25 protein-coding genes and 1 riboswitch are annotated in these 24,287 nt (G+C 73.5%); of the genes, 18 read left to right on the forward strand and 7 right to left on the reverse strand.

Annotated elements, in window-relative coordinates; all coding sequences use genetic code 11:
- Window positions 1-14: 14 nt before the first annotated feature.
- Window positions 15-779, forward strand: coding sequence for an SDR family NAD(P)-dependent oxidoreductase (locus ACIP9H_RS23290; RefSeq protein WP_401586416.1), 765 nt, complete (start codon window positions 15-17; stop codon window positions 777-779).
- Entirely contained in the window at window positions 758-1,855 is a 1,098-nt protein-coding gene (locus ACIP9H_RS23295; RefSeq protein WP_401586413.1) for a threonine aldolase family protein, read from the forward strand. Before ACIP9H_RS23290 ends, ACIP9H_RS23295 begins: the two co-directional genes overlap by 22 nt.
- A 104-nt stretch (window positions 1,856-1,959) precedes the next feature.
- Here ACIP9H_RS23295 and ACIP9H_RS23300 read toward each other — a convergent pair whose 3' ends face one another.
- Both ACIP9H_RS23300 and ACIP9H_RS23305 read right to left on the reverse strand, forming a co-directional pair.
- A complete protein-coding gene (locus ACIP9H_RS23300; RefSeq protein WP_401586410.1) occupies window positions 1,960-2,238 on the reverse strand; it encodes a chaplin in 279 nt (92 codons plus the stop codon).
- An 80-nt stretch (window positions 2,239-2,318) separates the two neighbouring features.
- A complete protein-coding gene (locus ACIP9H_RS23305) occupies window positions 2,319-3,491 on the reverse strand; it encodes an exo-alpha-sialidase (RefSeq protein WP_401586408.1) in 1,173 nt (390 codons plus the stop codon).
- Between the two features lie 287 nt (window positions 3,492-3,778).
- Between ACIP9H_RS23305 and ACIP9H_RS23310 the strand changes: the two genes are divergently transcribed.
- Window positions 3,779-5,179: a peptidase C39 family protein gene (locus tag ACIP9H_RS23310; protein WP_401586406.1), complete on the forward strand. Its 1,401-nt coding sequence runs from the start codon at window positions 3,779-3,781 to the stop codon at window positions 5,177-5,179.
- Between the two features lie 21 nt (window positions 5,180-5,200).
- On the opposite strand, the gene ACIP9H_RS23315 is transcribed toward ACIP9H_RS23310, so the two are convergent.
- Window positions 5,201-6,130 carry a hypothetical protein gene (locus tag ACIP9H_RS23315; RefSeq protein WP_401586403.1) on the reverse strand — a complete coding sequence of 310 codons (930 nt, stop codon included), beginning with the start codon at window positions 6,128-6,130 and terminating at the stop codon, window positions 5,201-5,203.
- A gap of 68 nt (window positions 6,131-6,198) precedes the next feature.
- Between ACIP9H_RS23315 and ACIP9H_RS23320 the strand changes: the two genes are divergently transcribed.
- Complete coding sequence (locus ACIP9H_RS23320; RefSeq protein WP_401586401.1) at window positions 6,199-6,729, forward strand: hypothetical protein; 531 nt, start codon at window positions 6,199-6,201, stop codon at window positions 6,727-6,729.
- A gap of 9 nt (window positions 6,730-6,738) precedes the next feature.
- Here the strand turns inward: ACIP9H_RS23320 and ACIP9H_RS23325 are convergent, their stop codons facing one another.
- Complete coding sequence (locus tag ACIP9H_RS23325; protein ID WP_401586398.1) at window positions 6,739-8,397, reverse strand: IclR family transcriptional regulator C-terminal domain-containing protein; 1,659 nt, start codon at window positions 8,395-8,397, stop codon at window positions 6,739-6,741.
- A gap of 135 nt (window positions 8,398-8,532) precedes the next feature.
- On the opposite strand from ACIP9H_RS23325, the gene ACIP9H_RS23330 reads away from it, so the two are divergent.
- From ACIP9H_RS23330 to ACIP9H_RS23390, 13 genes are all read left to right on the forward strand, one after another.
- Window positions 8,533-9,303 carry a CoA transferase subunit A gene (locus tag ACIP9H_RS23330; protein WP_401586396.1) on the forward strand — a complete coding sequence of 257 codons (771 nt, stop codon included), beginning with the start codon at window positions 8,533-8,535 and terminating at the stop codon, window positions 9,301-9,303.
- Window positions 9,303-9,986, forward strand: a complete 684-nt coding sequence (locus tag ACIP9H_RS23335) for a CoA transferase subunit B (protein ID WP_401586394.1) — start codon at window positions 9,303-9,305, stop codon at window positions 9,984-9,986. The genes ACIP9H_RS23330 and ACIP9H_RS23335 overlap by 1 nt, the downstream gene beginning before the upstream one ends.
- Window positions 9,983-11,176, forward strand: a complete 1,194-nt coding sequence (locus tag ACIP9H_RS23340; RefSeq protein ID WP_401586392.1) for a thiolase family protein — start codon at window positions 9,983-9,985, stop codon at window positions 11,174-11,176. Before ACIP9H_RS23335 ends, ACIP9H_RS23340 begins: the two co-directional genes overlap by 4 nt.
- Before the next feature lie 10 nt (window positions 11,177-11,186).
- A complete protein-coding gene (gene pcaH, locus ACIP9H_RS23345) occupies window positions 11,187-11,969 on the forward strand; it encodes a protocatechuate 3,4-dioxygenase subunit beta (RefSeq protein ID WP_401586389.1) in 783 nt (260 codons plus the stop codon).
- Window positions 11,966-12,535 carry a protocatechuate 3,4-dioxygenase subunit alpha gene (pcaG, locus tag ACIP9H_RS23350; protein WP_401960549.1) on the forward strand — a complete coding sequence of 190 codons (570 nt, stop codon included), beginning with the start codon at window positions 11,966-11,968 and terminating at the stop codon, window positions 12,533-12,535. The genes pcaH and pcaG overlap by 4 nt, the downstream gene beginning before the upstream one ends.
- Complete coding sequence (gene pcaB, locus ACIP9H_RS23355; protein ID WP_401960552.1) at window positions 12,504-13,937, forward strand: 3-carboxy-cis,cis-muconate cycloisomerase; 1,434 nt, start codon at window positions 12,504-12,506, stop codon at window positions 13,935-13,937. Before pcaG ends, pcaB begins: the two co-directional genes overlap by 32 nt.
- Before the next feature lie 45 nt (window positions 13,938-13,982).
- Window positions 13,983-15,233 (forward strand): 4-carboxymuconolactone decarboxylase, encoded by a 1,251-nt coding sequence (pcaC, locus tag ACIP9H_RS23360; RefSeq protein ID WP_401586380.1) that lies wholly within the window; start codon window positions 13,983-13,985, stop codon window positions 15,231-15,233.
- 7 nt (window positions 15,234-15,240) lie between these two features.
- The gene (locus ACIP9H_RS23365; RefSeq protein ID WP_401960556.1) at window positions 15,241-16,422 is read left to right on the forward strand and encodes a 4-hydroxybenzoate 3-monooxygenase; all 1,182 of its coding nucleotides are present in this window, start codon (window positions 15,241-15,243) and stop codon (window positions 16,420-16,422) included.
- A 74-nt stretch (window positions 16,423-16,496) separates the two neighbouring features.
- A complete protein-coding gene (locus ACIP9H_RS23370) occupies window positions 16,497-17,207 on the forward strand; it encodes a molybdopterin-dependent oxidoreductase (protein WP_401586374.1) in 711 nt (236 codons plus the stop codon).
- Complete coding sequence (locus tag ACIP9H_RS23375; protein ID WP_401586372.1) at window positions 17,191-17,871, forward strand: cytochrome b/b6 domain-containing protein; 681 nt, start codon at window positions 17,191-17,193, stop codon at window positions 17,869-17,871. Before ACIP9H_RS23370 ends, ACIP9H_RS23375 begins: the two co-directional genes overlap by 17 nt.
- A gap of 198 nt (window positions 17,872-18,069) precedes the next feature.
- Window positions 18,070-18,519, forward strand: coding sequence for a phospholipase (locus ACIP9H_RS23380; RefSeq protein WP_401586369.1), 450 nt, complete (start codon window positions 18,070-18,072; stop codon window positions 18,517-18,519).
- 130 nt (window positions 18,520-18,649) lie between these two features.
- A complete protein-coding gene (locus ACIP9H_RS23385; RefSeq protein ID WP_319658245.1) occupies window positions 18,650-18,859 on the forward strand; it encodes an HTH domain-containing protein in 210 nt (69 codons plus the stop codon).
- A gap of 2 nt (window positions 18,860-18,861) precedes the next feature.
- Entirely contained in the window at window positions 18,862-19,437 is a 576-nt protein-coding gene (locus ACIP9H_RS23390) for a Clp protease N-terminal domain-containing protein (protein WP_401586365.1), read from the forward strand.
- Window positions 19,438-19,768: 331 nt separating this feature from the next.
- On the opposite strand, the gene ACIP9H_RS23395 is transcribed toward ACIP9H_RS23390, so the two are convergent.
- Complete coding sequence (locus ACIP9H_RS23395; protein WP_401586363.1) at window positions 19,769-21,034, reverse strand: D-arabinono-1,4-lactone oxidase; 1,266 nt, start codon at window positions 21,032-21,034, stop codon at window positions 19,769-19,771.
- 178 nt (window positions 21,035-21,212) lie between these two features.
- Window positions 21,213-21,710 (reverse strand): peptidylprolyl isomerase, encoded by a 498-nt coding sequence (locus tag ACIP9H_RS23400; protein WP_401586361.1) that lies wholly within the window; start codon window positions 21,708-21,710, stop codon window positions 21,213-21,215.
- Between the two features lie 97 nt (window positions 21,711-21,807).
- Here ACIP9H_RS23400 and ACIP9H_RS23405 point away from each other — a divergent pair, with 97 nt between their 5' ends.
- Window positions 21,808-22,446, forward strand: a complete 639-nt coding sequence (locus ACIP9H_RS23405) for a GNAT family N-acetyltransferase (RefSeq protein ID WP_401960560.1) — start codon at window positions 21,808-21,810, stop codon at window positions 22,444-22,446.
- A gap of 36 nt (window positions 22,447-22,482) precedes the next feature.
- On the opposite strand, the gene ACIP9H_RS23410 is transcribed toward ACIP9H_RS23405, so the two are convergent.
- The gene (locus ACIP9H_RS23410) at window positions 22,483-23,490 is read right to left on the reverse strand and encodes an aldo/keto reductase (protein WP_401586357.1); all 1,008 of its coding nucleotides are present in this window, start codon (window positions 23,488-23,490) and stop codon (window positions 22,483-22,485) included.
- Window positions 23,491-24,077: 587 nt separating this feature from the next.
- A riboswitch (cyclic di-AMP (ydaO/yuaA leader) is annotated at window positions 24,078-24,287 on the forward strand.

Below are 24,287 nucleotides of genomic sequence, written 5' to 3' on the forward strand. Positions count from 1 at the left end.
AGGAGGCGGCGCAGATGACGGAAGCCGGCGAGACGGCCAGGGGACCCCTGGCCGGGGCCGTGATCGCGGTGGCGGGGGCCGGCGGACCCGCCGGACGCGCCACCCTCCAGCGGCTCGCCCGCGCGGGCGCCCGCGTGGTCGGCGCCGACGCCAGCGCGGAGCGGCTCTCCGAGGCCGTCGACCTCGCGCGGGCCGGTGCGGGCGGCGCCGTCATCACCGGGGACGTCGTCGATCTGCTGGACCCGGCCGCGACGAAGGAGTGGGCCGGCCGGATCGAGAAGGAGCACGGCCGTGTCGACGGAGTGGTCCACCTCGTCGGCGGCTGGCGCGGCTCGGCATCCTTCCCGGAGACCGACCTCGCGGACTGGGACCTCCTGGAGAGGCTGCTGATCCGCACCGTCCAGCACACCTCGCTCGCCTTCCACGACGCGCTGCTGGCCGCCCCCGCCGGGCGGTACGTGCTGATCAGCGCGGCCGGCGCCACCAAGCCGACGGCCGGCAACGCGGCCTACTCCGCCGCCAAGGCCGCCGCCGAGGCGTGGACGCTGGCACTCGGCGACTCCTTCCGCAAGGCGGCGGGGGAGCAGCCGCCGACCGCCGCCGCCACGGTGCTGGTGGTCAAGGCGCTCGTGCATGATGCAATGCGCGAGGAGCGCCCGAACGCCAAGTTCGCGGGCTTCACCGATGTGACCGACCTGGCCGACGCCATCGCCGACGTGTGGAGCCGGCCCGCCGAGGAAGTGAACGGAACCCGCCAGTGGCTGACACCCCGCCCGTGACCGATCTCCCGACGGACGCCGTCCGCCACCACGACCCGAGCACGCGCGGTTTCGCGAGCGACAACTACGCGGGCGTCCACCCCGAGGTACTGGCGGCGCTCGCCCTCGCCAACGGCGGCCACCAGGTCGCCTACGGGGACGACGAGTACACCCTGCACCTGCAGGACGTCTTCCGCGCCCACTTCGGCCCGCGGGCGCAGGCGTTCCCCGTCTTCAACGGCACCGGCGCCAACGTCGTCTCGCTCCAGGCGCTCACCGAGCGCTGGGGCGCCGTGATCTGCGCGGCCTCCGCCCACATCAACGTGGACGAGGGCGGCGCCCCCGAGCGCATGGGCGGTCTCAAGCTGCTCACCGTGCCCACCCCGGACGGCAAGCTCACCCCCGAGCTGATCGACCGGGAGGCCTGGGGCTTCGACGACGAGCACCGCGCGCAGCCGCAGGTCGTCTCGATCACCCAGACCACCGAACTGGGCACCTGCTACACCCCCGAGGAGATCCGGGCGATCTGCGAGCACGCGCACGAGCGCGGTCTCGCCGTCCATCTGGACGGCTCGCGGATCGCCAACGCGGCCGCCGGCCTCGGCGTACCGCTGCGGGAGTTCACCACCGACGCGGGTGTGGACGTGCTCTCCTTCGGCGGCACCAAGAACGGGCTGCTGCTGGGCGAGTGCGTGGTCGTGCTGAACCCGGAGCGGGTCCGGGCGATGAAGCACCTGCGCAAGCTGTCGATGCAGCTGGCCTCGAAGATGCGCTTCGTCTCGGTGCAGTTCGAGGCGCTGCTCACCGGCGACCTGTGGTTGCGCAGCGCCCGTCACGCCAACGCGATGGCCCGCCGCCTGGAGGCGGCCGTACGGGACGTCGACGGCGTGACGGTCGTCCGGCCCGTCCAGGCGAACGCGGTCTTCGCGCTGCTGCCGCGTGAGGTCAGCGAACGGCTGCAGAAGCGCTACCGCTTCTATTTCTGGGACGAGTCCACCGGCGAGGTGCGCTGGATGTGCTCGTTCGACACCACCGAGGAGGACGTGGACTCCTTCGCGGCCGCGCTGGCCGAGGAAATGGCCGCGCAATCCTCCTGAGCGGTTTCCCCGGGGGATGAATTCCCCGGCGGGGAAAGCGACCCGGAACACGGCGAGGGGCGTACCGGACGATTCCGGTACGCCCCTCGCGCCGTTCCGTGGTGTCAGCGGTTGACGCAGACGTTGCCGGCCACCGGGTTGAGCAGCGCGACGGCGTTGATGCCGTTGCCGCAGACGTTGATCGGGATGTTCACGGGCACCTGGACGACGTTGCCGCTCAGGATGCCGGGCGAGCCGATGGCCGCGGCACGCGCGTGGGCACCGCCGCCGCCGTGGCCGCCGAAGCCGCCGCCGTGGCCGCCGGCGAAGGCGCCGGTGGCGCCCCCGAGCACGGTCACACCGGCGACAGCGGTCACGGCCGCGGCCTTCGCGATGCGCTTCATGGCGTTCTCCTTAGAGATTCGTTGGTGACCCCGGCCGACGACGTGCACGCCACCCGAATGTGGGCGCCCGCCGGATCCGGTCACGAGGTGAGCCGGTTGAAGGTCAGGGTTTCGTACGGAGAAGTGGTTCCCGTCTCGTAGAGCAGCCCCACCGTGCCACCCCCCAAGTCCACCAGGTCGGAGTACGCGGCGGGGTGACTGTTCGCCAGCCAGGCCTGCTCCCAGTAGATGCCGCCGTCGTTGCTCGTCCTGAGCGCCATGGCGGCGCGCGCCCCCGGATCGGACGGTCCGGAGTACACCAGCGGCCCGCCGGGCAGCTGCAGGACGCTGCCCTGCACCTCGGGCCCTTCCAGGGCCTCCTGGGGCTCGAAGCTGCCCTCCACGCTCTCCCCGCCGTCGGTGCTGTAGGCGTTGGCCCGCGAGGCGTTGGAGAAGCCGCCGTCGTCGCGGCTGTTGATGTAGATCCGGCCGTCCGGCAGTTCGGCCAGGCTGGTCTCGTTGAGGTTGATCCAGCCGCCGGGGACCTCCTCGACGAAGCCGATGTGCCAGGTCCTGCCGTGGTCGTCGCTGTAGAGGGCGTGGGCGCCGTGCACCACCTCGCCGTCGACGACGGCGGTGTGGTTGGCCGGGACGAGCAGGCGCCCGGCGTGCGGACCGCTGCGCAGGGCGATGGCGTGGCCGGGTCCGGTGGCATACCAGCGCCAGTTGTCGGGTTTGACGCTCTTGGTGATCTGCCGGGGCGCGGACCACTTGCCCCCACCGGAGTCGCTGTGCAGTTCCCAGACCTGCCGGGCGTCGTAGACCGCCTGGGAGGCGCCACCGAGCTGAGCCTTCGTCAGATTGCCGACGGTGCGGCAGATCAGCAGCACGATGCGGCCGGTCTTCGGGTCGGCGACCGGGGTGGGGTTGCCGAACGCCTGGCCCCCGCCGCGGGCGATGACGCGCATGGGCTGCCAGGTGCAGCCGCCGTCCAGCGAGCGGCGCAGCACCACGTCGATGTCGCCCTCGTCGCTCGCCGAATTGCGGCGGCCCTCGGCGAACGCGAGCACGGTGCTCTTGCCGATCCGGAGGACGGCTGGGATGCGGAAGGTGTGGTAACCGCTGGTGCCGGAGCGGAACGGCACGGACGTGGCGCATTGCGCGGTGGGTGCCACGGCCGCCTCTCCGGCCGGCGCCTGCCAGCCCGCCGCCCCGGTGAAAAGGACGGCCAGACCGGCCAGCGTGCGCTTGCTTCTGACGGCACCGAGTGTCATCAGGCTTCCTCCGGAGCGGCGTCGACATGGCCAGAAGCGCAAGATTCTCATCCGCCATGCGGGGTGCGTGGATGACACTCCGTTCGCATTTTTTCTGGTAAGTCAATATGAGTAATGCGCGCGAAACGATGCCGATATCCTTGACACATTTTTGGCGTGTCCCTTGGCTGCATTCGATGGCATCGCCCGGCGAACATGCTCCAATGTGCCGGAACCGATGGCCGAAAGGCCCGTGCGGGACGACAGTTGACCCGCTGTCGTCCGAGCTCAGGACAGGGGGACCGCCCATGACACGAATCGCCCCACGCCGCGCGGTGCTCGCCGCCGCCCTCGCGGTGGCGAGCACCGCGGCAGCACCCAGGGCCTCTGCCGCCGGCGGCGGGAACCGCCCCTGTGCCCCGGGCCCGGCGGGCGGCAGGCCCGGCCCGTACCCGTACGGCGATCAGGACGAGGCCCCCGTGGACCACCACGCATGGACCCGCTGGTCCGACTGGCACAGCGGCGACGGCAGCGGAACCTGCGTCGAACCCGGTCCCCGCCCCGGCATCTCCATCGGCAGGCCCTCCGGCGTCCTGGAGTACGCCGACCCGCACACCGGGATCACCGAGACGTGGGAGACCGCCACGTGGACCTCGCCGGTCCACACCCCGCGCAACCCCGCGACCGAGATCGTCGCCTCCTGGAACGCCCGCACCCCCGCGGAGACCTGGATCCAGGTGGAACTGCGCGCCGCCTACACCGACGGCAGCACGACCCCCTGGTACGTCATGGGCCGCTGGGCCTCCGGCGACGCCGACATCCGGCGCACCTCGGTGGACGGCCAGGCCGACGCCAGGAGCGGCGTCTCGACCGACACCCTCGCCGTCACCGACCCCGCGTCCGGCGTGCGCCTGGCCTGGTACCGGCTGCGCCTGACGCTCCTGCGCCGCCCCGGCAGCCGCGCGACCCCCACCGTCTGGCGGGTCGGCGCGATGGCCTCCGACATCCCCGACCGCTTCACCGTGCCCGCCTCCGAGCCCGGCGTGGCGCGCGGCATCGAACTGCCCGTGCCGCGCTACTCCCAGGAGATCCACAAGGGCCAGTACCCGGAGTACGACAACGGCGGCGAGGCCTGGTGCAGCCCCACCTCCTCGCAGATGGTCGTCGAGTACTGGGGCCGCGGACCGGACGAGGACGACCTCGCCTGGGTCGACCCCTCCTACGAGGACCCGCAGGTCGACCACGCCGCCCGCTTCACCTACGACTACCAGTACGAGGGCTGCGGCAACTGGCCCTTCAACACCGCCTACACCGCCACCTACCCCGGCCTCGTCGCGACCGTGACGCGCCTGCACGGCCTGCACGACGTGGAGCGGCTGATCCGGGCCGGCATCCCGGTGATGACGTCCCAGTCCTTCCTGGCCACCGAACTGGACGGGGCGGGCTACGGCACCTCCGGTCATCTGATGTGCGTCATCGGATTCACCCCCGAGGGTGATGTGATCGTCAACGACCCCGCGAGCCGCGACGACGAGGCCGTGCGCCGGGTCTACCCGCGGGCGCAGTTCGAGACCAACTGGCTGAGGACGAAGCGCTACGCCGCCGACGGCCAGGTCCGCGGCGGCACCGGCGGCGTCTGCTACCTCTCCTGGCCGCTGTGGCCGTCCCCGGCCCAGATCCGGGTGCTGCACCGGATCGGGGTGCTCTGAGCGCATCACGGTCACGGCGGGTCAGTCGCGCATGGGCAGCTGTGTCAGCGGGGCGAGTTCGGCGTCGGTCGCGGGCCGGAGGGTGGACAGGATACGGCGGGCTGCCGCGAGACCCGGCCCGGGGCCGGTCTCGTGGAGGGTCACGGTGCAGACCAGGCCGCCGCGGTGCAGCCGCAGTTCACGTCGTTCATAGCCGCTCTCGTACGTGACGAGCAGCCGGCCCCCGCCGTCGTCCGTGCAGCGGATCGTCTCGCCGAAGGGGACGGGGCAGCCGCGCGCGTCCACGCGCCGGGTGTCCTCGCCGGTGCGTTCGACGGCGAGGTGCAGGGCCGTGGTGCCGGGGCGTTCGTAGTCGGCGCCGAAACCGTCCTCGCTCGCGCCCCGCACGCTCAGCGCGTAGCCCGGCGGGGCGTCGCCCACGCGCAGCAGGGCCCGGTCCACGTCGTTCGCGCGGAGCCAGGTGCCGAGCGTGGGGGGCCGTCCGGCGTCCCAGGCGGTCCAGGCCCCGCCGGTGGCGAACAGGGCCGCCGCGACGACAGCGGCGATCCGCGTCCGGGCGCCGGGAAGGAAGAACGCGGCGGCCAGCGCGTAACAGACCCCTCCCGAGACGTACAGCACGAACCCGTTCCGCAGGCCGTCGGCATGCAGGCGCACCGCCACGGCGATCAGCGCCCCGGCCGTGCCCGCCCCGAACACGGCGGCGGCCCACGCCCAGACCCCGCCGCGCCGCTTTGTCACCGGTATCAGGTGGCGCGCCGCGAACCCCGGCGCTGCGAGCAGCGCCACCGCGACCGGCGCCCAGCAGAGGGCGGCGACCGCTCCCGCCGTGGCCCCGCCGGCGAACAACCCGACGCCCACCACAAAAAAACCGACCGCGGTGAGCGCGGAGCCCATGAGCCACACCATGGTGAGGTGGACAAGTGCCGGCCCCGTCGTGTGCTTCGAGATCATGCCCTGTGATCACGCACGCTCCGCGGCCCCGGTTCCCGCCGCCGCGGCGGACGCTCTACCGTGGCGGCGTGGACGACGCAGTGCGGTGTTACCGCTATGTCGGACCGGCGGCCCTGCGGGCGGCCGTGCGGCCGGGAACCGCGGGACGGCCGATCCGCCGCGCGGGGGACTTCGCCGCGTGGGCCGCGGAGCAGACGGCCGCGGACCTGGCGGAGCCCTTCACCTACATCGTGGACGTCGCCGGTGTGCTGCGCCTGGCGCCGCGCCGCAGTGAGCACGTGGCGTGCGCCGGCGGCGGCGAAGTGCTGGGGGCGGGGGAGATGGCCTTCCTGGGGACGGCCGGGCAGTGGGCGGCCGTCGAGGTCAGCAACCTCTCGACCGGGTACTGCCCGGACACCGGGTCCTGGCCGGCGGTGGCCCGCGCCCTGGACCGTGCCGCGATCGGGCGTCCGGCCGGCTTCACGCACGCGGTGGTCTTCCGGCGCTGCACCGGGTGCGGGGAGCGCGGGATCGTGCGGGAGGACGACTTCGTGTGCGTCTTCTGCGGGAGCGACCTGCCCCGTGAGTGGAACGTGGACCCTTCCACCCCGCTCCTGTGACGCGGCGGGTCAGGAGACGGCGACGCGGGCGTAGCGGCCCACGACGCGCAGGTCCTCCTCGATGCGGGCGGCGGCCGCGCGGAGCGGGGGGAGGAGGTCGGCGCGGGACTGCTCCACGGTGCGGCGGCTGGCGTGCATCGAGACGTTGACGGCGGCCACGACCCGGCCGGTGCCGTCGCGGACGGGGACCGCGATGGACCGCAGACCCTCCTCCAGTTCCTCGCTGACCAGCGCGTGGCCGTCCGCGGCGGCCACGTCGAGGACCTCGTTCAGGGCCCGCAGGCCGGTGACGGTGTGCGGGGTGAGGGCGGTGCGGTCGGTGTGGGCGAGCAGGTCGGCGCGTTCGCCGGCGGGCAGGCCCGCGAGGAGGACCCGGCCCATCGCGGTGGCGTACGCGGGGAAACGGGTGCCGACGGTGATGTTGACGCTCATGATGCGGACGGTGGGGACCCTGGCCACGTACTGGATGTCCGTGCCCGACAGCACGGCCATGGAGGCGGAGTCGTGCACGTGCGCCACGAGGCCGACCAGGTGCGGCGCGGCGATCTGGGACAGGGGCAGGCGGGACAGGTGGGCGCAGCCGAGCTCCATCACGTGCGGGGTGAGCCGGAAGAGCCGCTCGTCGGCGGCGACGTAGCCCAGGTGCTCCAGGGTGATCAGCGAGCGGCGCGCGGTGGCCCGGGCCAGGCCGGTGGCCTCGGCGACGGCGGTCAGAGGCAGCGCGGAGCGGCCCTCGCCGAACGCGGTGAGCACGGCGAGCCCGCGGGCCAGGGACTCCACGAACTCCGGCCCGAGCTCCTGCTTGGAGGCCCGCGTCCAGGCCGCCGGGACCGGGCCGGACGCGGCGGCGGGCGGTCCGGCGGGGGCGGCGAGCGCCCGCTCCATCGCGGCGACCGTTGCGCGCAGCCGGGGCAGGACCGCCGCCCGCAGCGAGTCGGCGCTGTGCCTGCTGGTGTGGCTGACCACGCTCACCGCGCAGATCGTGGTGCCGGCCGGGTCGCGCACCGGTACGGCGACGGCGATCAGGCCGGGCTCGATGAGCTGGTCGTCCGCCGACCAGCCGTGCTCCCCGGCGGCCCGGACGCGCTCCTCGAAGGAGGCGGCGCCCTCGTCGTGGCCCTCCGGCAGGGCGGGGAAGCCCGCGCCGTGGGGGTCGGCCGCCCGGCGCCGCCGCCAGCGGTCCCACTCGGCAGCGCCCCACCCGCAGGCGAACAGCGCGCCGGGGGCGCCCCGTTCGGCGGGCAGCAGATCGCCCAGCCGGAAGGTCAGCGACATGGCGCGGCGCCGGGTGACCTGGTGCACGAAGCGCACGCCGTCCCCGTCGGGCACCGCGATGGACACCGACTCGTCCAGGCCGTCCGCCAGTGCGTCGGCGAGCGGTCCCAGGAGGTCGGGCAGCCGGCTGGCGGCCAGGTAGGCGTTGCCCAGTTCCATCAGCCGGGGTGCGAGGACGGCGTCGCGGCCCTCCAGGCGCAGGTAGCCGGTGCGGGTGAGGGTGCTGACCACCCGGTCCACGGTGGAGCGGGCGAGTCCGGTGTCCCGTACGAGGTCGCCCACCGAGCGCCGTCCGTCGGCCGCCGCGAGCCCGCGCAGTACGGCGAGTCCCCGGACGAGGGGGCCCACGGCCTCCCGCGGCGGGAGGGCGGTGGCGGGTGCGGGGGATGTCATGGGCGCTCCAGCACGGAGATATGTCGTCGAAACCGTACCGCTCCGGCACGTTGACAGAGCGGGCGCCGGAGGATCACACTCGGCCATCGATAATTGTGAACTTAAGTTCACCAGGCGAACAAGAGGTGGCACGGGATGGACAAGGTGGTCGCCTCGGCCGCCGAGGCCGTGGCGGACGTCCATGACGGGGCGTCGCTGGCCGTCGGCGGTTTCGGCCTGAGCGGCGTGCCCAACACGCTCATCCAGGCCGTCCACGACGCCGGGACCGGCGGCCTCGCCGTCGTCTCCAACAACTGCGGCGCCCTGGACTCCGGCCTCGCCGTCCTGCTCGCCGCCGGCCGCATCGCCCGGGTGACCGGCAGCTACATCGGCGCCAACAAGGAGTTCGCCCGCCAGTACCTGGCCGGCGAGCTGGAGCTCGAACTCATCCCGCAGGGCACCCTCGCCGAGCGCCTGCGCGCCGGGGGCTGCGGCATCCCCGCCTTCTACACGCCCGCCGGCGTCGGCACGCAGGTCGCCGACGGCGGCCTGCCCTGGCGGTACGACGGCGAGGGCGGGGTGGTCGTGGCCTCCCCGCCCAAGGAGGTCCGCGAGTTCGACGGCGTCGCATACGTCCTGGAGCGCGGCATCACCACCGACTTCGCGCTGGTCCGCGCCGCGAAGGGCGACCGGCACGGCAACCTGGTCTTCGCGAAGTCCTCCCGCAACTTCAACCCGCTCGCCGCCATGGCCGGCCGTGTGACCGTCGCCGAGGTCGAGGAACTGGTCGAGCCCGGTGAGCTCGACCCCGACCAGGTCCACCTGCCGGGCATCTTCGTGCAGCGGGTCGTCGCCCTCACCCCCGGACAGGCCGCCGACAAGAAGATCGAGTTCCGCACGGTCACCCCGAGGGAGGCGTCGGCCTGATGGCCTGGACACGCGACGAGATGGCCGCCCGCGCGGCGCTGGAACTGCGCGACGGCGAATACGTCAACCTCGGCATCGGACTGCCGACGCTGATCCCCAACCACCTCCCCCCGGGCGTCGAGGTCGTCCTGGAGTCGGAGAACGGCATCCTGGGCACCGGCCCCTTCCCGTACGAGGACGAGGTCGACCCCGACCTGATCAACGCCGGCAAGGAGACCGTCACCGTCCTGCCCGGCGCCGCGTTCTTCGACTCCGCGCTGTCCTTCGGCATGATCCGCGGCGGCCACATCGACACCGCCGTGCTCGGCGCCATGCAGGTCTCCGCCCGCGGCGACCTGGCCAACTGGGCGATTCCCGGCAAGCTGGTCACCGGCATCGGCGGTGCCATGGACCTCGTGCACGGCGCCCGGCGCGTCATCGTCACCATGACCCACACCGCCAAGGACGGCAGCCCCAAGATCCTCCAGGAGTGCGCCCTGCCGCTCACCGGGAAGGCGTGCGTCGACCGGATCATCACCGACCTCGGCGTGCTCGACGTCACCGGCGACGGACTCGTCCTCGTCGAGACGGCCCCCGGCGTCGCCGTGGAGGAGATCCTGGAGAGGACCGCCGCCCCGGTCCGCACCACCCGAGACACCGGCGACACCGCCGTCGCCGCCACAGGCCGAGGAGCCCTGTCATGAGCCAGCACCTGCGCGAGGTCTACATCGTCGACGCCGTCCGCACCCCGGTCGGCAAGTACGGCGGCGCCCTCTCGGGCGTCCGCCCGGACGACCTCGCCGCGCACGTCGTCGGCTCGCTCATGGCCCGGACCCCCGACCTCGACCCGGCCCGTGTCGACGACGTGTTCTTCGGCGACGCCAATGCCGCGGGCGAGGACAACCGCGACGTCGCGCGCATGGCCGTCCTGCTGGCCGGACTGCCCGTCACCGTCCCCGGCACCACCGTCAACCGGCTCTGCGGCTCCGGCCTCGAAGCGGTCATCCAGGCCGCCCGCGCGGTCGCGGTCGGCGACGTCTCCGTCGCCATAGCCGGCGGCGTGGAGTCCATGAGCCGCGCTCCCTGGGTGCTGCCCAAGCCCGAACGCGCCTTCCCCGCCGGCCACCAGGAGATGTACTCCACCACCCTGGGCTGGCGCATGGTCAACCCGCGGATGGACCCGCGGTGGACCATCCCGCTCGGCGAGAGCGCCGAGCTGATCGCCGACCGGCACGGCATCACCCGCGAGCAGCAGGACGCCTGGGCCGTGGCCAGCCATGAGAAGGCCGCCCGCGCGTGGAAGGACGGTCTGTACGACGCGGAGGTCGTGCCGCTGGACGGCGTGGACCTCGTCCGCGACGAGACCATCCGCGACACCACCTCCATGGAGGCGCTCGCCCGCCTCAAGCCCGCCTTCCGCAAGGACGGCGGGACGGTGACCGCGGGCAACTCCTCGCCGCTGAACGACGGCGCGGCCGCCCTGCTGGTCGTCGACGAGGAGGGGCTGCGGGCCACCGGCCGCGAACCGCTCGCCCGCATCCGCGCCTCCGCGGTCACCGGCATCGAGCCCGACTACTTCGGCCTCGCCCCGGTCGAGGCCGTGCGCAAGGCACTGGCGAAGTCCGGCAAGGGTTTCGGCGACCTCAGCACCGTCGAGCTCAACGAGGCCTTCGCCGCCCAGGTGCTGGGCTGCCTGGCCGGCTGGCCCGAACTGGACCCGGCGCTGGTCAACCCGCGCGGCGGCGCCATCGCCGTCGGCCACCCGCTCGGCGCGTCCGGCGCCCGCATCGCCGGCGCGGTCGCCCACCAGCTCGCCGCCCGGGGCTCCGGCACCGGCCTGGCGGCCCTGTGCATCGGCGTCGGGCAGGGCCTCGCCCTCGTCCTCGAGAGGTAGGAGCGCGCGCATGGCCACCCCGCTCACGCAGGACGAGATCTCCCGCGAGATCGCGGCGGCCCGCGAGGCGTACGCCGCGCGCCTCGCGGACGGCGCGGCCGTCGAGCACCACCCCCGGCGTGGCTACGCCCCCTACCGCAGCAGCGTGCTGCGGCACCCGAAGCGCCCCCTGGTCGCCGCCGGTCCGGCCGGCGGCGACCCCGAGGCCGTGGAGCTGTCGGGACCCGTCTTCGGCGTCACCGACGTCACCGCACTGGACCACGACCTCACCCGGCAGCACCGGAGCGAGCCGCTCGGCGAGCGGATCCGGGTCACCGGGCGCGTCCTGGACCGCCGGGGCCGCCCCGTGCGCGGCCAGCTCGTCGAGATCTGGCAGGCCAACGCCTCCGGCCGCTACGCCCACCAGCGCGACGACCACCCGGCCCCGCTCGATCCCGGCTTCACCGGGCTCGGGCGCACGCTGACCGGGGAGGACGGAACGTACGAGTTCGTCACGATCAAGCCGGGCGCCTACCCCTGGCGCAACCACCTCAACGCCTGGCGCCCGGCCCACATCCACTTCTCGCTCTTCGGCACGGCGTTCACCCAGCGCCTCGTCACGCAGATGTACTTCCCCGGCGACCCGCTCTTCGCGGGCGACCCCATCCTCCAGTCGGTCACCGACGACCGCGCGCGGCAGCGCCTGGTCGCCGCCTACGACCACGACCTGTCCACGCCGGAGTGGTCGCTCGGCTACCGCTGGGACATCGTCCTGGACGGACCCGCCGCCACCTGGGCCGAGGAGGGCCGATGAACCCGCCCCACGCCCCCACGCCCTCGCAGACGGTCGGCCCCTTCTACGGCTACGCGCTGCCCTTCGCCAAGGGCGGGGACCTGGCACCTCCCGGCCACCCCGGGGCGGTCACGGTCCACGGGTACGTGTACGACGGCGCGGGGCAGCCCGTCCCCGACGCGATGATCGAGCTCTGGCAGCCCGCCCCCGACGGCTCCCGGCACGGCGCCCCCGGCTCCCTGCGCCGCGACCCCGTGGACGGCGCGGTCCTCGGCCGCGACGGGCTGGTCTTCACCGGCTTCGGCCGCGTGCCCACCGACGCCGACGGGCACTACGCCTTCCGTACGCTGCCGCCCGGCGGCGTCCCGTACGTGTCGATGATCGTCTTCGCCCGCGGCCTGCTGCACCACCTGCACACCCGCGCCTATCTGGAGGCCGCGGACGGCGACCCGCTGCTCGGCTCGCTGGAGCCGGAGCGGCGCGCCACGCTGCTCGCCACTCCGGACGGCGACGGCGTCCACCGTTTCGACATCCGCCTGCAGTACGACGGAGTGCATGAGGAGACGGTCTTCCTTGCCTTCGACTGACCCCTTCGCCGACACCGGCCTGCTCTCCCCGGGCCGGGCCGGTACGCCGGTGGAGGAGGCGACCGGCGATGCCGCGTTCGTCCGCGGCATGCTCGACGCCGAGGCCGCGCTGACCCGCGCGCAGGCCGCGCTGGGTCTCGCGCCGGCCGCCGCGGCCGCCGCGGTGACGGCCGCGGCGGGCGACACCGTCCGGTACGACCCGCGCGACCTCGCCCTGCGCGCCCGCTCCGGCGGCAACCCCGTCGTCCCGCTGGTGGCAGACCTGACGGCGGCCGTGGCGGACCGGGACGAGGCCGCCGCGCCCTACGTGCACCGCGGTGCCACCAGCCAGGACATCGTCGACACCGCCGCCATGCTGGTGGCCTCGCGTGCGCTGGAGCCCGTGCTCGGCGACCTCGCCCGCACCGCCGGCGCGCTCGGACGGCTGGCCCGCGAGCACCGCGACACGCCCATGGCCGGGCGCACCCTCACCCAGCACGCCGTCCCCACCACCTTCGGGCTGAAGGCGGCGGGCTGGCGCGCCCTCGTCCTCGACGCCCACGACCGCCTGGCGGCCGTCCGGGGCGCACTGCCCGCCCAACTGGGCGGCGCGGCGGGCACCCTCGCGGCATTCCACGCCTTCGCCGAGGCGGCCTCCGCGGAGGAGGTTCCGCACGACCTGGGGGAGCGGCTGACCGCCGCGTACGCCACCGAGACGGGGCTCGCCGAACCCGGGCTGCCCTGGCACACCCTGCGTACCCCCGTCGCCGACCTCGGCGGCGCGCTCGCCTTCACGGCGGGCGCGCTGGGGAAGTTCGCGGCCGACGTCCTCGTCCTGACCCGCACCGAGATCGGCGAGGTCGCCGAGGGCACCGGCGGGGACTCCTCCGCCATGCCCCACAAGGCCAACCCCGTGCGCGCCGTGCTCATCGCCGCCGCGGCCCGCCAAGTGCCCGCGCTCGTCTCGGTCCTGTACCACTCCCTCGCCGCCGAGGACGAACGGCCCGCGGGGGCCTGGCACGCCGAATGGCAGCCGCTGCGCGAGGCACTGCGCCTCGCCGGCGGCGCGGCGGCCGCCGCCGCCGAACTGGCCGGGGGACTGCGCGTCCACCCGCACCGCATGCGCGACAACCTCGACGCGACCGGCGGTCTGGTCGTCAGCGAGCGCCTGGCCGCGGCGCTCGCGGCCCTGATCGGCCGCGACGAGGCCGGGGCTGCGCTCGCGAGGGCCTCCCGCAGGGCCGTCGAGGAGGGTATCGACCTCGACGACGTCCTCGCCGAGGACCCCGCCCTCGCGGCTCTCCTCCCCAAGGACCGGCTGCGCGACCTCACCGACCCCGCCCGCTACACCGGATCCGCGGCCGCCCTCGTGGACCGGGCCCTGCGCCGCCCCGACCCCCCGCCGCCCGGCGGGTCCCACTGACCCGGAACGCCCGCACCCCCGCACGCCCTTACCCCAGGAGGACGCATGAGCGGCAGCACACCGGCCGGTGCCGAGGGGGCACGGCTGCTGCATCACCGGGTCGACGGACCCGCCGGGGCGGCCGGGGCGGCCGGGCGCCCCGCGCTGCTGCTGGGCCCGAGCCTGGGCACGTCACTGGCGGTGTGGGACGCCCAAGTGCCCGCGCTCGCCCGCGACCACCGGGTGGTCCGCTGGGACCTGCCCGGGCACGGCGGCACACCGGCCGGGCTGCTGCCGCCGGACGCCACGACCGCGGACCTGGGGCGGATGGTGCTGGAACTCGCCGACGCCCTCGGCATCGAGCGGTTCGGGTACGCGGGCATCTCGCTGGGCGGCGCGGTCGGGACATGGCTGGCGATCCACCACCCGGAGCGGGTGAGCTCGCTGGCGGTCCTGTGCGCCGCGGCCCGCTTCGGGACCCCGGAGGGCTGGCGGGACCGGGCCGCGCTGGTGCGCGCGAAGGGCACCGGGCCGGTCGCCGACACCACGGCGGCGCGCTGGTTCACGTCCGGCTCCGTGCCGGGCCCGGCGGGCGAGGCCCTCGTGGACGATCTGCGGGCCGCCGACCCGGAGGCGTACGCGCGGCTGTGCGAGGTGCTCGCCACGCACGACGGGCGGGCCGGCCTGGCGGCGATCACCGCGCCGACCCTCGTCGTCGCCGGCCGCGAGGACCCCGCGGCAACGGTCGCCGACGCCCGCGAACTCGCGGACGGCATCCCCGGCGCGAGCCTCACCGAGGTCGCGCACGCCGCGCACCTGGCCAACGTCGAGCGCCCGGCACCCGTACTGGCCGCGCTGCTCGGCCACTTGACGTCCGGCCCCGCCACCGACGACGGCTCCCGCCACGCCGCGGGCACGGCGGTCCGCCGCGCCGTGCTCGGCGACACCTACGTGGACCGGGCGGTCGCGCGGACCACGGCCTTCACCGCGCCCTTCCAGGACTTCATCACCCGCTACGCGTGGGGCGAGATCTGGACCCGGCCCGGCCTGGACCTCAGGACCCGCAGCTGCGTCACGCTCACCGCGCTCGTGGCGCACGGCCACCTCGACGAACTGGCGCTGCACGTCAGGGCGGCCCGGCGCAACGGCCTGACACGGGAGGAGATCCGGGAGGTTCTGCTCCAGTCGGCCGTCTACTGCGGTGTGCCCGCCGCGAACGCTGCGTTCGCCGTGGCGAACCGCGTCCTCGAAGAGGAAGGACCAGAAGGACCAGAAAGACCAGAAGAACCGGGAGAAGTACCGGAAGAGGGGGAGTAGACCACTCATGCAGACCCACACCACCGTCGGCATCGTCGGCGGCGGACCCGCCGGCCTGCTGCTGGCCCGGCTCCTGCACCGCTCGGGGGTCGACTGCGTGGTCCTGGAGAGCCGGGAACGCGCCTACGTGGAGCACCGCCAGCGGGCCGGGATCCTCGAGCAGTCCACGGTCGACGTCCTGCGCTCCTGCGGTGCGGCGGACCGCCTGGACCGCGAGGCCCTGGTCCACGACGGCATCGAACTGCGCTGGAACCGGCGCACCCACCGTCTGGACTTCCCCGCGCTCACCGGCGGCCGCCGTGTGTGGGTGTACGCGCAGACGGAGGTCGTCAAGGACTTGATCGCCCTGCAGCTCGAGGGCGGCGCCCCGCTGGTGTTCGGCGCGCCGGTGCAGGCGGTCGAGGGGGCGGACACCGACCGTCCGGTGATCCACTACACCCACGAGGACCGCGACAAGACCCTGACCTGCGACTACGTCGTGGGCTGCGACGGCTTCCACGGGGTGACCCGCCGGGCGGTCCCCCACGGGGCGACCCGGACGTACGAGCGGGTCTACCCGTACTCGTGGTTCGGCATCCTCGCCGACGTCCCGCCGTCCGGCGACGAGTTGATCTACGCGCACTCGCCGCGCGGCTTCGCCCTGCACAGCATGCGCTCGCCGCAGGTCAGCCGGCTCTACCTCCAAGTGCCCAACGGCACCGACACCGACGACTGGCCCGATGAGCGGATCTGGGACGAACTGGACGCCCGCTTCGCGATCGACGGCGACTGGAAGCTGGCCCGGGGACCGATCACCTCCAAGGCGGTGCTGCCGATGCGCAGTTCCGTCACCGAACCCATGCGCTGGGGACGGGTGCTGCTCGCCGGGGACGCCGCGCACATCGTGCCGCCCACCGGTGCCAAGGGACTCAATCTGGCCGCCGCCGACGTGGTCGTGCTGGCCAGGGCGTTCGCGCACCTGCGGGAGACCGGGTCGGAAGCCCTGCTGGACGCCTGGTCGGACACCTGCCTGCGCCGGGTGTGGCGGGCCGAGCACTTCTCCTGGTTCATGACCTCGACCCTCCACACCGACCCCACGCTCGGCGACTTCGACGCCCGGCTCCAGACCAGCCAGCTCGACCGCATCGCGGTCTCCCGGCACGCGGCGGCGGAGCTGGCGGAGAACTACGCGGGTCTGGAGATCGGCTGACCGACCTGTTACGCCTTCCTTACGGGGTGGCCGGGCACTCTGTAGGCGGCGTTCACGGGATTACGGTGAGGGACATGGAAAGCAAGGGCACGCCGGTGGGCCGGCGCGTGGTGCTCGGCATGGTCGGGCTCGGCGCGCTCGGTGTGGCGGTGGGCAGCCGGGTCCAGGACGGTCTGGACTCGGCGCTGTCGCAGGTGACGAGCAAGGACCCCACCGGTCTGACGGGGCTGCTGCCGGGCGGCGGGGGATTCCGCTTCTACAACGTGACCAGTTCGATCCCGCGGCGCGACGCCACGAACTACCGGCTCACCGTCTCCGGACTCGTCGACCGCCAGGCCGGTTACACCCTCGCCGACCTGCGGGCCATGCCGCAGACGCACATGGTGCGCGATGTGCAGTGCGTCACCGGGTGGCGGGTGGACGACACCGCGTTCGAAGGGGTGCGGCTGTCCCATCTGCTCGACCTCGCGGGTGTGCGGGACGGGGCCGGCGCCGTCCGCTTCACGTGCTTCGACGGCGCCTACACCGAGAGCCTGACCCTCGAACAGGCCCGCAGGGACGACGTGCTGGTCGCCCTGAGGATGCAGGGCAAGCCGGTGACGGCGGCGCACGGCGGTCCGGTGCGGCTGTACGTGGCGCCGATGTACTTCTACAAGTCCGCCAAGTGGCTCTCGGGCATCGAGGTCACCAAGGACGTGCAGCCCGGCTACTGGGAGCACTACGGCTATGACGTCGACGCCTGGGTCGGCCGCTCGAACGGACGCCACGATGCCCCGACTTCCTGAGTCCGTACGCCGGTTCACCCCGGCCGAGCGCTGGGTGCACCGCTCCACGGCGACGCTGATGACGGTCTGCCTGTTCACCGCGGCCTGCCTCTACCTGCCGCCGCTCGCCGAGATCGTGGGCCGCAGGCGGCTGGTCGTCACCGTCCACGAGTGGTCCGGCATCGCGCTGCCGCTGCCCGCGCTCGCCGGTCTGGCCTCCCGCGCGTTCCGGCTCGACCTGCGGCGGCTCAACCGCTTCCTGCCGTACGACAGGACCTGGCTGCGGGCCGCCCTGCGCGGCCGGCTCTACCAGGGGCGCCCGGCGGGCAAGTTCAACGCGGGGCAGAAGCTCTACGCGGCGTTCGCGGCCGGCGCCGTGCTGGTGATGCTGGGCACCGGGCTGCTGATGATGTTCCCGCACCTGACGGCGGTGGTGTGGCGTACGGGGGCGACCTTCGTCCACGACTGGCTGGCGCTGGCCGTCGCGTTCGCGGTGGCGGGCCACTGGTGGATGGCGTACCACGACCCGGAGGCGCGGCAGGGCATGCGCACGGGGTTCGTCACGCAGACCTGGGCGCGGCTCCACCATCCGCACTGGGACCACGCCAAGGAGGCCGTGGAGGCCGAGGACGTCGGGCGGGAGGCGTCCGGGGTCGCGCCGGGGGACCGTTCCCCCCGCTCCTGAACCGTTCATGATGCGCCGTCGACGACTGACGTCGGCGGCGCTTAGGCATGTTCATGCAGATTTTGCCGTCCCGCGTCTACTCGCATAGACCGCCCGGCGCGAAGCTGATCCGGCAACTTCCGCACCACCCGTGAGATTCCGCATCCGGTGCCACCCCCGTACCCGCGCGCCGCCGCGCGCCCGTCTCTGGAGACCCCCATGCGCCGAATCACCACCGGCTTCGCCGCCACCGTGGCCGCCGTTGTCGCCACCGTCGTTCTGACCACGCCCGCCAACGCCGTCCCCGCCGACAAGGCCCAGGTGCTGTCGAGCTGGACCCAGACCAGCGCCTCCAGCTACAACGCCTGGTGGGCCGCGCGCCAGAACCAGGGTGCCTGGTCGGCCTACGCCTTCGACTGGTCCACGGACTACTGCAGCACCTCCCCGGACAACCCCTTCGGTTTCCCGTTCGCGAACTCCTGCGCCCGGCACGACTTCGGGTACCGCAACTACAAGGCCGCCGGCAGCTTCTCCGCCAACAAGAGCCGGCTGGACAGCGCCTTCTACGAGGACCTGAAGCGCATCTGCGCCGGCTACAGCGGCGCCACCGCGACCGCGTGCAATGGCACCGCGTGGACCTACTACCAGGCGGTCAAGGCCTTCGGCTGACCGGCACCGCCCTTCCCCGTTCCGCCGCGCGCCCGGCCCTCCGTCACGGGGGGCCGGGCGTGTGCGTTCCCCCCGACCCTCACGTCAACCGCGGTTGACGTGAGTCTCCTGTCAACGTAGATTGACAGTCATGACCGAGGCAACCGATCTCGCCGAACGGGCGGGAGACCGTGATCCACGGATCGGGCTGCGGGCCGTCGCCGCGCTGCGGCGGCTGCTGGAGCAGCTCGAGGCCGTGCAAGTCAGGAGCGCGCGGGCCAAGGGGTGGTCCTGGCAGGAGATCGCCCACGAACTGGGCGTCAGCAGGCAGGCCGTGCACAAGAAGTACGGGAGGAACTGAGGATGTTCGAGAGGTTCACGAAGAGCGCGCGCGACGTGGTGGAGGGCGCTCTCGGGCACGCCGAGAAGGCCCGGGACGAGGCCGTCGCCGAGGAGCACCTGCTGCTCTCGCTGCTCGACGCGGAGGGCACCCGGGCCTCCGGGGTCCTTGCCGCGCTGGGCGTGGACCGGCGTCGCGGGGCACTTGAGGACGCGCTCGCGGAGTCCCGGCGCCGGGGCGGGGTCTCACGGGCCGACGCGGAGGCGCTGGCCGGGCTCGGCATCGACGTGGCCGCGATCGTCGCCCGCGTCGAGGACACGCACGGCGCCGGTGCGCTGGCCGCCGGACGCAGGTCCCGGCGGTGGCGGCCGGCCGGGCGCCCGCCCCTCACGCGGGGCGCGAAGACCGTACTGGAGCGCTCACTGCGGTCCGCGCTGGCGCGCGGGGACCGCCACATCGGCGACGAGCACATGCTGCTGGCCCTCGCGACCGGTCCGGGCGTGGTGGCGGACGTGCTCACGGAGTTCGGGGCTTCGTGGGCCGACATCGAGCGCGTGCTCGGGGAGGAGGACGGGGGCCGGCGGGCCAGGGCGAGCTGACGGCACGTCGGCGCGGGCGGAATCCGGCTCCGCCCGACCGAAGGCGAGTGTCGGCGGTGAGCCATTCGGGCCGCGGGGCCAACCGCCCCGGGCCCGTCCTGGACCTCCGCCGGGCGCACGTGGTGCACAACCGCGAGGCGAGCCCGGCATCGACATCGTGCCGTGCCGTACTCGCCGCCCGGTCACGGCATCCTCGATGGTGCGCTGCGCTCTCCCGGGCAGCTCGGCGAGGAGGATCGGTCCCCGCCTCCGGCCCGGGTCGCTCCGGCCTGGCTGCCGGGCCAAGGGCGAGCGCATCGCCCCGGTCCCCGCGCCCTCGCGCCGTTGCCGGTCAGCCGCGGGGGAAGTACTCCCGCAGGTAGTCGTTGCCGAACGTGTCCGAGGGGTCCAGGCGGGCGGCGAGTGCGCGGAAGTCGTCGTAGCGCGGGTACAGCCCGGGCAGGTCGGCGGCCGGGACGGTGAAGAGCTTGCCCCAGTGCGGGCGGGCGGAGAACGGCCGCAGGGCCTGCTCGACGGCCTTCAGGGCGGACAGGACGGCGGCCGTGTCGGGGACCCAGGTGAAGTGGAAGGCGACGCTGTCGCGCCCGTAGGCCGGGCTCAGCCACAGTTCGTCGGCCGCGATGGCGCGGATCTCGCCGATTTGCACGGCGGGCGCGAAGTGCTCGCGCACCTCCCACAGGGCGTCGAACGCCGCCGCCGCGTCGGCGCGGTCCACGAAGTACTCGGACTGGATCTCCTCGCCGCTGCTGGGCGTGAACTCCATGCGGAAATGCGGCAGCCGCTCGTACCACGCGCCGACGTCGCCGTTCTGCGGCGTGCAGTGCTCGGCGGGCATGCCGGGGACGGGGTGCCGGGGGCCGTCGGCCAGGACGGCTCCGTGCCACTCGCGCGGCGCCGGGGCCGGCGGCGCGGCGGGGTCCTCGACGCGCTCCTTGAGCCACACCTGTTCCAGCACCGGGTCGTGCCAGCGGGTGAACGCCGAGACGCTGTAGCCGGCGGACATCACCTCGGCGAAGTTCCGGCCCAGTTCCTCGCGCGGCATGTCGTCGTAGACCCACTGGCGCGCGGAGAAGGCGGGGAGCAGGTCCAGCGTCAGGTGCGTCACGACGCCGAGTGCGCCGAGCGCGACGACGGAGCCCTCGAAGTCCGGGTCGCCCCGGCGGATCTCGACGTGCTCGCCGTCGGCGGTGACCAGGCCCAGCGCGCGGACGGCGCCGGCCAGGCAGGTGTTGGTGGTCCCGGAGCCGTGGGTGCCGGTGGCGCACGCGCCGGCCACGGAGATGTGCGGCAGCGAGCCCAGGTTGTGCAGGGCGAAACCGGCCCGGTCGATCGTCCCGGCGATCTCTCCGAAGCGCAGGCCCGAGCTCACGGTCGCGGTCCGCGCGGCGGTGTCGATGTCGACTGCGGCGGGCAGTGCGGCGGTGGAGACGTGGTCGCCCTCGGTGTCGGCGACGGTGCTGAAGGAGTGCCGGGTGCCCAGCGGCCTGATCCGCTCGGAGCGGGCCACGATCTCCTGCAGCGCGCCGACGGACTCCGGGGTGTGGAGCCGCCGTGCGTGGAAGGCGATGTTGCCGCCCCAGTTCCGTTCCGCGGACATCGTGGACGTTCCTTTCCGTCGTGCGGCGCCCGGCGTGCCGTGCGGCCGCCGGCCGAACCGCCCCACCAGGGGTGATCGGCGCCGATGAGGATCGTACGCCGCCCCCGCGCCGGCGGGTCGGGCGCCCGGCACCGGAGGCCGCGCGGGGCGGCCGGGGTGCCGGGCGGCGGGACCTGGGTCAGGCGACCGTGCCGGACTTCGCGATCTCGACGCGGGCGCTGGGGGTGCCGCTGCGCGAGCCGAGGGACTCGATCTTCTTGACGACGTCCATGCCCTCGACGACCTCGCCGAAGACGACGTGCTTGTTGTCCAGCCAGTCGGTGACGATGGTCGTGATGAAGAACTGCGAGCCGTTGGTGTCCCGGCCCGCGTTGGCCATCGACAGCTGGCCCGGCTTGGTGTGCTTGAGCTGGAAGTTCTCGTCGGCGAACTTGGCGCCGTAGATGCTCTTGCCACCGGTGCCGTTGCCGGCGGTGAAGTCGCCGCCCTGGAGCATGAAGTCCGGGATGACGCGGTGGAAGTGGGAGCCCTCGTAGCCGAAGCCGTTCTCGCCGGTGGCCAGCTCGCGGAAGTTCCGCGCGGTCTTGGGCACCACGTCGTCGAAGAGGGTGAAGACGATCCGTCCGGCGGGCTCGCCGTCGATCGTGATGTCGAAGTACACGTCGTTGTTGCTCATGCCGACATTTTCACATCCCCGGTCGCCGCCGCCGACCGCGCCCCGCGCGGGACACGCAGTTGACCAGCCGCGCGGCGGTGCGCATACCATCCGGGACATGCCGGAAACCGTGACCTTGCAGGGCGGACACGTCCGTCTGGAGCCGCTCACCCCGGACCACGCGGACGGGCTGCTGCGTGCCGCGCGGGAGTCCCGCGAGACCTATGGCTTCACCCTGGTGCCGGACGACCCGCCCGCGATGCGGCGGTACGTCGAGGAGGCGCTCGCGGAGCAGGTCACCGGCGCCGCGCTCCCGTTCGCGGTGGTCGACACCGCGCGCGGCGCCGTGGTCGGCTCGACGCGCTTCCTGGACCTCGACTACTGGTCCGCCGTCCCGGCCTGGCCCGCGGGCCGCACCACGCCGCGCCCGGCAGGGGCGCCCACGGTCGCCGAGATCGGCAGCACGTGGCTCTCCGCCTCGGCCCAGCGCACGCCCTGCAACACCGAGGCCAAGCTGCTGCTGCTCACCCACGCCTTCGAGACCTGGGGCGTGCTGCGCGTCACCTTGAAGACCGACGCCCGCAACGCCCGCTCGCGTGCCGCCATCGAGCGCATCGGCGGACGCTTCGAGGGCATCCGCCGCGCCCATGTGCGCGCGACCGACGGCACCGTCCGCGACAGCGCCTACTACTCCGTCCTCCAGGACGAGTGGCCGGACGTGCGGGCCGCGCTGCGGGGCCGCCTCCAGGGGTCCTGACGGCCGGGACCCCCGGGGCGGCGACGCCTGCGGGAGCTACGGGATCTCGACGCCCGCCTCGGCCGACAGGCGGTCGATCTCGGCGAGTTCGGCCGCGGTGAGGGGCTCCGCGTCCAGGGCCGCGAGGTTCTGGTCGAGCTGCGCGACGCTGCTTGCGCCGATGAGCACGGAGACCACCCGCGGGTCGCGCAGGACCCAGGTCAGGGCCAGCTGCGCGAGGGTCTGGCCGCGTTCGCCCGCGAGCTTGTTGAGGGCGTGGAGCAGGGTCAGCTTCTCGTCGGTGAGGGCGTCGCGCTTGAGGAAGTGGCCGAGGGCCATCCGGGAGTCCGCGGGGACGCCGTCGAGGTAGCGGTCCGTCAGCTGGCCCTGGGCGAGCGGCGAGTAGGCGATGAGAGCGGTCCCGGTCTCCCCGACGGCGTCGAGGACGCCCGCCTCGGGGCCGCGCTGCAGCATGCTGTAGGCGGCCTGGTGGATCAGCAGCGGGGTGCCGAGTCCGCGCAGGATCTCCGTGGCCCGGCGGTGGGCGTCCGCGGGGTAGTTGGAGATGCCCGCGTACAGCGCCTTGCCCTGGCGGACCGCGGTGTCCAGGGCGCCCATGGTCTCCTCCAGGGGCGTGTCCGGGTCGAAGCGGTGGGAGTAGAAGACGTCGACGTAGTCCAGGCCCATCCGGCCGAGGGACTGGTCCAGGGAGGCCAGCATGTACTTGCGGCTGCCCCACTCGCCGTACGGGCCGGGCCACATGTCGTACCCGGCCTTGCTGGCGATGAACAGCTCGTCGCGGTACGGGCGCAGGTCCTGGGCGAAGAGGGTGCCGAAGTTGGCCTCGGCCGAGCCGGCCGGCGGGCCGTAGTTGTTGGCGAGGTCGAGGTGGACGACCCCGCGGTCGACGGCGCGGCGCAGCACCGCGCGCTGGGTCTCCAGCGGCGAGGTGTCGCCGAAGTTGTGCCACAGGCCCAGGGACACGGCGGGGAGCAGGACCCCGCTGCGGCCGGTGCGGCGGTACTGCATGGAGGCGTAGCGGTCTTCGGCGGCGAGGTAGGGCACGCGGGGGCTCCCGGTCGAGGTGTGGGTACGGCGGTGCGCTGAGGTGTCGATGTAAGAAAATGTTCGGGATTGGGAGGCTACCCCTGGGGGTTCCGCGCTGTCACCCGGGTTCCCGGCCCTCCCGCGGGGTGGGAAGGGGGCGGGGGCGCCGCCGGGAATCGACGGGTGCGGGCATCGGTTGTCCCGCCGGGCACGACGACGTGCGCGGGCGCCATGACGCCTTCCTGGAGGGCGGGTTGGAACTCCCCTTGTCCTGCCTTATCCGGCATTGAGGGCCGTAAGCGGACATATGTATCCACAGTGCATGCGTAGGCAATAGGTACGTGATGGGTGTCACGCGGCGAACACGCTGCGGCGCCCCGCGGCGACCGAGCGTCGATTTATGCCCCCCATATTCACCACTCGTATACGGCCGTTCGCCCGGGGTCATCAATTCGCCTACACAGAGCGGACACATCTCACGTAACGTCACGGAATTCATTGATCGACTTGCCGGTCGGCAATTGCTGTGATTCAGGACCTTGCCGGGGCGCGATTGCGTCGTTTAGCTTCCAAGTCCCGCAGGCCGGATGCCGGCGGGAATTCTTCCGAGTGGAACGCCTAATCCTGCCGCCACTCGTAAGCCGGATGACAAGACCGCACGGCAGGAGCGGGGGACCCAGGTAAGTGCCGTTCCGTGTCACGGGACGGCTTGGGGTGAAGTCGCAGCGACGTGCCTTTGTTTGGCATGCCTCGATGCGGCCGGGCATCTCCAGCCCGAACCCGACAGCTCACCTCGTAGGCGTCGGAGAGGAATT

It is taken from the genome of Streptomyces sp. NPDC088732, assembly GCF_044751205.1.
Classification (GTDB): domain Bacteria; phylum Actinomycetota; class Actinomycetes; order Streptomycetales; family Streptomycetaceae; genus Actinacidiphila.

What these genes read in the sequence shown, in the direction of transcription:
- ACIP9H_RS23330 (WP_401586396.1), top strand. Translation starts at nt 8,533, where the DNA reads ATGGACAAGGTGGTCGCCTCGGCCGCCGAGGCCGTGGCGGACGTCCAT.
- ACIP9H_RS23385 (WP_319658245.1), top strand. Translation starts at nt 18,650, where the DNA reads ATGACCGAGGCAACCGATCTCGCCGAACGGGCGGGAGACCGTGATCCA.
- ACIP9H_RS23375 (WP_401586372.1), top strand. Translation starts at nt 17,191, where the DNA reads ATGCCCCGACTTCCTGAGTCCGTACGCCGGTTCACCCCGGCCGAGCGC.
- pcaH (WP_401586389.1), top strand. Translation starts at nt 11,187, where the DNA reads ATGGCCACCCCGCTCACGCAGGACGAGATCTCCCGCGAGATCGCGGCG.
- pcaB (WP_401960552.1), top strand. Translation starts at nt 12,504, where the DNA reads ATGAGGAGACGGTCTTCCTTGCCTTCGACTGACCCCTTCGCCGACACC.
- ACIP9H_RS23335 (WP_401586394.1), top strand. Translation starts at nt 9,303, where the DNA reads ATGGCCTGGACACGCGACGAGATGGCCGCCCGCGCGGCGCTGGAACTG.
- pcaG (WP_401960549.1), top strand. Translation starts at nt 11,966, where the DNA reads ATGAACCCGCCCCACGCCCCCACGCCCTCGCAGACGGTCGGCCCCTTC.
- ACIP9H_RS23310 (WP_401586406.1), top strand. Translation starts at nt 3,779, where the DNA reads ATGACACGAATCGCCCCACGCCGCGCGGTGCTCGCCGCCGCCCTCGCG.
- ACIP9H_RS23400 (WP_401586361.1), bottom strand. Translation starts at nt 21,710, where the DNA reads ATGAGCAACAACGACGTGTACTTCGACATCACGATCGACGGCGAGCCC.
- ACIP9H_RS23390 (WP_401586365.1), top strand. Translation starts at nt 18,862, where the DNA reads ATGTTCGAGAGGTTCACGAAGAGCGCGCGCGACGTGGTGGAGGGCGCT.
- ACIP9H_RS23305 (WP_401586408.1), bottom strand. Translation starts at nt 3,491, where the DNA reads ATGACACTCGGTGCCGTCAGAAGCAAGCGCACGCTGGCCGGTCTGGCC.
- ACIP9H_RS23290 (WP_401586416.1), top strand. Translation starts at nt 15, where the DNA reads ATGACGGAAGCCGGCGAGACGGCCAGGGGACCCCTGGCCGGGGCCGTG.
- pcaC (WP_401586380.1), top strand. Translation starts at nt 13,983, where the DNA reads ATGAGCGGCAGCACACCGGCCGGTGCCGAGGGGGCACGGCTGCTGCAT.
- ACIP9H_RS23365 (WP_401960556.1), top strand. Translation starts at nt 15,241, where the DNA reads ATGCAGACCCACACCACCGTCGGCATCGTCGGCGGCGGACCCGCCGGC.
- ACIP9H_RS23395 (WP_401586363.1), bottom strand. Translation starts at nt 21,034, where the DNA reads ATGTCCGCGGAACGGAACTGGGGCGGCAACATCGCCTTCCACGCACGG.
- ACIP9H_RS23380 (WP_401586369.1), top strand. Translation starts at nt 18,070, where the DNA reads ATGCGCCGAATCACCACCGGCTTCGCCGCCACCGTGGCCGCCGTTGTC.
- ACIP9H_RS23405 (WP_401960560.1), top strand. Translation starts at nt 21,808, where the DNA reads ATGCCGGAAACCGTGACCTTGCAGGGCGGACACGTCCGTCTGGAGCCG.
- ACIP9H_RS23325 (WP_401586398.1), bottom strand. Translation starts at nt 8,397, where the DNA reads ATGACATCCCCCGCACCCGCCACCGCCCTCCCGCCGCGGGAGGCCGTG.
- ACIP9H_RS23370 (WP_401586374.1), top strand. Translation starts at nt 16,497, where the DNA reads ATGGAAAGCAAGGGCACGCCGGTGGGCCGGCGCGTGGTGCTCGGCATG.
- ACIP9H_RS23315 (WP_401586403.1), bottom strand. Translation starts at nt 6,130, where the DNA reads ATGATCTCGAAGCACACGACGGGGCCGGCACTTGTCCACCTCACCATG.
- ACIP9H_RS23340 (WP_401586392.1), top strand. Translation starts at nt 9,983, where the DNA reads ATGAGCCAGCACCTGCGCGAGGTCTACATCGTCGACGCCGTCCGCACC.
- ACIP9H_RS23300 (WP_401586410.1), bottom strand. Translation starts at nt 2,238, where the DNA reads ATGAAGCGCATCGCGAAGGCCGCGGCCGTGACCGCTGTCGCCGGTGTG.